Origin of the sequence: Paenibacillus sp. IHB B 3415, from assembly GCF_000802655.2 — a bacterium.
Lineage (GTDB): Bacteria > Bacillota > Bacilli > Paenibacillales > Paenibacillaceae > Paenibacillus_AQ > Paenibacillus_AQ phytohabitans.
This window is the reverse complement of the sequence record NZ_JUEI01000081.1, coordinates 24507-31945: the sequence shown is the minus strand read 5'-3', so window position 1 is coordinate 31945 and position 7439 is coordinate 24507. Positions and strand designations below refer to the sequence as shown.

Genomic DNA, 7439 nt, shown 5'->3' with positions numbered 1-7439 from the left:
GCTCAAAAAAACCGCTCCCAGCAAGGGTTTGGAATTATGAAATTGTCTCCCAAATGCAGCATTTTTCCTTCTCCAAGAGGTTTAGCGGGAGGATTGTTGTATTTCATACAACAATCCTTCCGCACATCCAGATATCTAGGGATCAAAGTTGTAAAACGTACAACAATTATGCCTGCAGAGCTTCTTTAGAGTCTCAATTCTGCCGGTAACTAATCAGGTGTGAAGAAATGAAATATTGCGCTAGTCCCACCAGCGATCACTGGCAAATTGTGGGATTGTTAACTAAACTGTAGTTAGGAGAGGTCATTTCCGCTTCTAATTAGATGAATCAACTTTTTGTGTAAGCACGGAATGCGCCTATTACTGATCCTTCCAGCGCTGCACGGTCAGCGTGACGGTCTGTGCACCCCCCGCCGGAGTTAGCGACCTGTTCGCTATATCCGCCCCGCCGGATGCTGTCTCCACCGAAGCCCAGCTACCGCGCGTCAGCTTATACGTCACTGCTGTTCCTGCCGGAAGGCTCACGGTGATGGAGTATACACCATCGCTGCCTTTAGTCAGCAAGTACGCCGGATCTGCTGCATTCCAGCTGTTGAAAGACCCCGTTAGATAGACTGGCCCGGATGCTGGTGTAGAACCCGGAACGGTCACCCTGAAGGTTATGCTGTCTGCCTGCGGCTCTCCGGTGCTAAGACTTGCGCCGGTTAGACTCGAGCTGCCAACATTAAAGTGATAATTGCTGCCGCCGTTATTATCCCAGGTTCCGCTGCCGTTATTAAAAGCTGCAGTAAGGCCTGTTGCAGTTTCGAGCTGGATGGTAATCGCCTTGTAACCGCTAAATGCGGATGCCTGCATCTGCACGCCCGGCGAGGTGGTCCAGACCGTCGCCCCATCCAGCTTGTAATGAATATACGAATTGCTGTAGGCGGAATTCTTGTAATAGATCGTGGCCGTATTGCCCACCGGCGTGGCGGTTGGCACCGGAGTCGTAGTCGGCGTAGCCGTTGGTGCCACTGTCGGCGTAGCCGTCGGTGCCACTGTCGGCGTAGCCGTTGGCGCCGCTGTCGGCGTAGCCGTTGGCGCCACTGTCGGCGTAGCTGTCGGCGCCGCTGTAGGCGTAGCCGTTGGCGCTACTGTCGGCGTGGCTGTCGGCGTAGCCGTTGGCGCCACTGTCGGCGTGGCTGTCGGCGCCGCTGTAGGCGTAACCGTTGGCGTCGCGGTCGGAACAGCCGGAGCACCCGCCTGGATTTGCCCGGTAGGGGTATAGGTCCAGGTGCCGGTGCCGAACAGATAATTGCTGCCGCCGTTACTGTCCCAGGTACCGCTGCCGTTATTGAAGCAGGCTTCAAGCTGGGTGGCTGCACCGATATTGATCGTGATTTTGTTATAACCTGCCACTTCAGCCGCAGGAATCGCTACGCCCGGCGCCGTCGTCCAGGTGCCCGCAGCCGGACGGTAGTGAATGTACGGTGTGGTGTATCCCTTCTTGTAATAAATCGTCACATTATTCCCCGCCGGTGTTGTTGCCACTGCTGCTGTACTCAGTCCGGACAGATTGCCCGAAGCATCATATGCTTTGACCTTATATTCATACGTCGTAGAGGAGGACAAGCCGCTGTCTGTATACGAAGCGGACGGCGATGTGCCGATCTTGATGCCATCGCGGTAGATCTCATAACCTGTCACACGGATATTATCGGTAGCTGCACTCCATGTCAGCAAGGCCGAGGAGGCATTGACCACAGCTGCCTGAAGATTAGCCGGCACAGACGGGGCTTCCGTGTCCGGAACTGCAGGCACATCGGTAATAAACGGATGCGTGCCCTCAACGGTTCCCTGCATGCTCTCGGTATATTTTCCGTTTGCCAATGTGTATTTGCCGGCTCCGACATAGACCTGCTGGATATCGCTTTTCGTTACATTACCCTTAGCATCTTTGGCTTCAATATAGTAATCCACCAGTTGATCGCGGTAATCGGAGATATAACTGAAATACAGATTGCCGATGTCCGTAGCCGGAACCTTCTGCATGATGGCCTTGCTGCTTGGCTGCCAGTCGACCCCGTTGATATCGGTGCTGAGGTCGCGGACCGTCATCGGGTATTCCGTCCAGGCACCGACCTTGGCAGGGTCAATATTGGATATTCCTGCTGCGGCCAGACCCGCCGGGTCATAGACCTTGAAAGTATTGTCCGCAGCGTCTGCCGTCTTGTCACGGTGTGCCCGGACCTTCACCTTGATATCGCTGATACCGCTGGTGTCGAAGGCATAGGTATAAATGGAGAACACATTATTGAAATGCTGCAGCGTCCAGCCCTCCGCCTTGCTGACATTGGCGCTGCCCGGATTGTACGGGTAACGCTGCGGCCACCATACGGAGGGGCCGGTTTTGTCTTTGGCCAGCTTTTGCGTAACGTAAGGTTTGGAGAAATACAGCGACTGATTGAAGGACAGGGCCGGCTTCACGCTGTCATCTACATTCTCGTCGTAATACCCAAAGCCGGAGTCCATCGCCGGGAGCAGGAAATACCAGGCCAATTCAGCCGGATTGGCGCCGCCGGCATAATCGCTTGCGGTGTTCCCTTTTACCGGATAGGAGATCATCCAAGGGTTGAGCTGATTGCCCTCGTAAGTCACCTCGCGGTCAATCGGATTGACCGGCTTCCAGTAATTCGGATGCTCATCCAGCCAGATCTGCTCGGCTGTCTTGGCATAATTCAGGGACGCCTGCAGCAGGGCGAAGTTACGCTCCAGATAATGGTAACCCTTCTCGAAGGATACGGTCATGCCTTCTTCAACACCGGACAGATTCTTCTTCGGCGCATAAGAGGTGCCGTTCACCTGATTGAAGCTGGCAAACTGGCCTTTCCAGATGCCGAACGGCAGATGCCAGTGGTACCAGGTCGGATCAGAGGAGGAATCCCGGGTATCAATCCATGAGCCATCCTGAACATGGACTACATCGGAGGCGGCTGGTGTATTATTGCGCAGATACTCGTCAATTCCCATACCGGTAACACCGCTGCTGGCATAGGTCACATTCCCGGCATTGCGCCAGGTCTCCTCGGAACCTGCACGGCCCGAAGAATTATCCCCGTCATGCGCGACCACAAAAATCTGCTTCTGTGCGACCAGGTTCTCATACGGCTTTAGCACATCTGCTTTTACCTGACCCAGATACCCTTCTTCCCATGACTGCGCCTGTGCAACCGGAACGCCGACCACTTTGGATTCTGCCCCGGTTGCCGGGTCCACATAACGGACCCAATGGGCTGTAGAGGCAAAAGGATACTTGTTATAGACAACCTGCTGTTCGTTGAACATCGGTTCATTCACCCAGGAGCCTACGGTGCTGACATTCTGCAGATCACTGCGGTTGGGCGGTGAGACCATCGTATCCGTGCCGGGACTGTTCAGCAGCGGATAGTCCTTAAGCGTACGGGAGAAATGGTTGTTGCCGATTACGGACCATTGAATACCGAGCTTTTGCAGGACGGGGATTATCCGTTCAGAGAAACCAAGCTCTGTGGGGAAGAACCCCTTAGACGACTTATAGCTGCTTCCGAGAAAATAAGGCTGGGCCAATGTGGCTCCATGATAGATCATATCCTTGAGCAAATAGTCGTTGCCGACCAGCGGACCCATGGAGTGATGCCCGGAGAAATGGATCAGATCGAGCATGTTGCTGCCGTTTGTTGTTTTGAGCTGATCGACGGCGCTCTTCCAGGGAGTACCCCAAGCCGGATTATTGTATCCGCTTACATTACCCTGCTGAATAATGCTGTTCACGTTATTTACAACAGAGCCGGACATTGTAACATGCATCTGCGCCTGGGGATAATTGCTGTGCAGCGTGTTCGCTACGCTCCAGGGCCAGGTTAGATAGGCTCCCGTCTTCGCGTGATGTGAATAATAGGAGACCAGATCATCATGCGGCATCGGGGAACCGTTCGGCAAATAATAGGTATATCCCGCAGGCGGGTTCTGCTTCAACTGGATGACTTCACCATCATACGTATAGCGGATCGGACTTCCTGCCGGGGCAGCGTTATAGGAGTTCAAATCATAGTACGCCCAGAAATTCGGCATATGGTTATGGTACACATGCGTAGCGGCAATATCTGCCGAGACATTAGTGGCTGCTGCCGGGATCATCAGAAGCACACCAAGCAGCAGGGCTGTGATTTTGCGCCAATACCGGGATGTTCTCATCAGCTTTTAGCTCCTCTCTCTTCAACCATATCAGCTTATTCAAAAGAACGGGGGCGCCGGAATTCATCCTTCGCCCCCTGTCATTCCCTATTGATCCTTCCAGCGCTGCACGGTCAGCGTGACGGTCTGTGCGCCGCCCGCCGGCGTGAGCGCACGGTTCGCAATATCTGCTCCGCCGGATGCGGTCTCTACCGAAGCCCAGCTGCCGCGCGTCAGCTTATACGTCACTGCTGTTCCTGCCGGAAGGCTCAGGGTGATGGAATAGACTCCGTCACTGCCCTTGGTCAGCAGATATGCGGGGTCAGCCGCGTTCCAGCTGTTGAACGACCCGGTCAGATAGACAGGCCCGCTCGCTGGAGTGGTGGCCGGAACAGTGACCCGGAAGGTCACGCTGTCCGCCTGAGGTTCTCCGGTGGTAAGGCTTCCCCCCACAAGGCTTGAGCTGCCTGCGCCAAAGTGATAATTGCTGCCGCCATTGCTGTCCCAGGTTCCGCTGCCGTTATTGAACGCTGCAGTAAGTCCGGTTGCGGTTCCGAGCTCGATGGTAATCGCTTTGTAGCCGCTGAATGTGGATGCCTGCATCTGCACGCCCGGCGAGGTCGTCCAAGTGCTTGCCCCATCCAGCTTGTAATGGATATAAGAGTTGGTATAGGCCGTATTCTTGTAGTAGATCGTCGCTGTATTCCCTACCGGAGTGGCGGTTGGCACCGGAGTTGCTGTCGGCGTAACCGTTGGTGTCGCGGTCGGTGTGGCTGTTGGCGTAGCGGTAGGTGCCACTGTCGGTGTAGCAGTCGGTGTAGCTATTGGTGTCGCGGTCGGTGTCGGCGTCACCGTTGGTGTGGCCGTCGGTGTTGCCGTTGGCGTCGATGACGGCGTAACGGGTCCGCCCGCCTGAATATTCCCGGCCCCAGTATACGTCCAGGTACCGGTACCGAATAGATAATTGCTGCCGCCGTTGCTGTCCCAGGTGCCGCTGCCGTTATTGAAGCAGGCTTCCAGCTGGGTGGCCGCACCGATGTTGATCGTGATTTTGTTGTAACCTGCCACTTCAGCCGCAGGAATTGCTACGCCCGGCGATGTCGTCCAGGTTCCCGCAGCCGGGCGGTAGTGGATGTAAGGTGTGGTGTAGCCCTGCTTGTAATAGATCGTCACACTATTTCCGGCAGGAGTGACGATCAGTGCAGCCGCGCTGAATAACGAGAGGTTGGCGGCGGCGTCATACGCTTTTATCGTATACGAGTAGTTCGTACTGCCGGACAAGCCGTTGTCTGTGTAAGAGGTAGTTGCCGAGGTCCCAATCTTGACCCCATTGCGGTAAATCTCGTACCCGGTAACCCCGACATCATCGGTGGAAGCAGTCCAGGTCACAAGCGCACTAGAGGCATTCTGCACAGTGGCTGTTACATTCGTCGGAACAGACGGAGCCTCGGTATCGACTATTGGCTGCGTCTTGGAGTAAATTTTGGCGGAGTTCGCACTGAGTGTGACTGTAATTTGCTTGCCGGTTGCACCGCCGGACTGTACGGTTACGGTATCCGATGTATTCAACTGGTTAATCAGTACTGTCCCCACAGTCAGAGTACTTTCGGCGCGCAGCGGAATCGTAACGGTCTGCGATCCGCCCGAAGCATTACTGAATGCGGAGATGACTTCCTGTCCCACATTGGTCCCGCTGTCAATCCGGCGGGAGAACGCGTACAGATTCTGGGCAGACCACATTTCACGCTGGGTGCCGGTGCGCAGCGCAGGATTATTTTTGCGGATTTCGTTAAGCTTGGCTACATGCTTGTAGGTGCTGGCGTTCTCATTGAAATAATTCTCTACCACGTTGCCGCTTGCATCACGCTTCACCATAGACCAGCGGTTCCACGTATCGGCAATACCGCCAGTCATGATCTGGCCGTTCCCGTTGCCTTTATTCTGTTCTGTACCCTGGAACACCACCGGGGTTCCGCGCACAGTGAAGATGAAGGACAAGGCATTCTGCAGCTTCTCTACACTGCCTCCGGCCTCTGTCAGGAAGCGGTTGCGGTCATGATTATCAATGAAGGTAACCATATGATTCGCATTGCCGTTGTAATAGGAATCGAGAGCCAGTGTACTCTTAATATTGGAATCGAAGGATTGGCCGTAAGCAAAGCTATTCAGCACGGAGAAGAACAGCGGGAAATCAAGCATCCCCCATTCCTTGCTGCTGCCGACCCAGCGGGAGACAAATTCGGCATTGCCGTCAAAATTCTCTCCGAAGGTGTTCACGCCCAGCAGCGTCTGCAGCTCTCCAATATCCGTCGGCTTCATCAGCTTGGCGGCATCAACGCGGGCACCATCCGCTCCGGTGTAGTCAAACCAGCCTTTAATCGAGCTGAAGATGGCCTGCTTGGCGGCAGGAACATCGAAGTCGATATCATCCAGTCCGCCCAGATCGTGATTCTCCAAATAATCCTGGGCCCACTGATCATATCTTCCGTCTGCCAGCGACCAGTTGATATCCCCGTTATGGTGATACCAGGCCGGATTATTGAAAGGGGCGACCGGCTGCAAGGCAGGTATATCATAATAAGCCTGGGTACCCAGCATATAGTCGCCGATATGGTTCGGAACGACGTCGATGATGACCTTGATTCCGAGCGCATGCGCTGAATCTACCAGCTCCTTCAGCTTCTCTTTTGTGCCAAAATAGGGGTTCGCCGCATTGGGATCTTTGACATTGTAGCCGTGGTAGGCTGTGTTCTTCCCTGTCCCGTTATTCTCCCGGCCCATCATCTGCGGTTCGGCAACCGGAGAGATCCAGATCGCCGTATAGCCCATATTATGAATATAGGGGAGCTTATTGATAACCCCCTGCCAGTCTCCACCCTTCATATAACGAAAATCTTCTTCAGAGGTCTCCCCATAGCGGATGGCGGCTCCTGTGGCATTATTGGAGGAGTCTCCGTCATTGAAACGGTCAACCATAATCTGATAAATCGTATCATTCTCTGTAACCGTGCCGATACTGGCCGCTTCAACCTTAACTGGAGGCAGAACAAATAAATTCATCGTGATCGAAAGAACCATGGATGTGATAAGGACGGGGATAAGCCAATGTTTACGTTTCATTCTTCATCTCCCTCTCATAAATGCGTATGCACAACACTTTCTGCCAAAAAGAACAAGCTACAGCCTCATCTTATTCATTTTAGGGAAACCGGTTTCCCCACTAAAAATTAACATGGACTTGTATGCGC

General features: G+C 54.1%; 3 protein-coding genes. 1 reads left to right on the top strand and 2 read right to left on the bottom strand.

Annotated elements, in window-relative coordinates; translation table 11 throughout:
- Positions 1–189, top strand: a 189-nt coding sequence (locus QW71_RS41615) for a hypothetical protein (RefSeq protein WP_235441588.1), incomplete at its 5' end; no start/stop codon positions are given.
- 171 nt (positions 190–360) lie between these two features.
- Here QW71_RS41615 and QW71_RS29255 read toward each other — a convergent pair.
- Together QW71_RS29255 and QW71_RS29250 are read right to left on the bottom strand one after the other, a co-directional pair.
- Positions 361–4212 carry a carbohydrate binding domain-containing protein gene (locus QW71_RS29255; protein WP_039307712.1) on the bottom strand — a complete coding sequence of 1284 codons (3852 nt, stop codon included), beginning with the start codon at positions 4210–4212 and terminating at the stop codon, positions 361–363.
- An 87-nt stretch (positions 4213–4299) separates the two neighbouring features.
- Positions 4300–7311, bottom strand: coding sequence for a carbohydrate binding domain-containing protein (locus QW71_RS29250; RefSeq protein WP_039307709.1), 3012 nt, complete (start codon positions 7309–7311; stop codon positions 4300–4302).
- Positions 7312–7439: the final 128 nt, after the last annotated feature.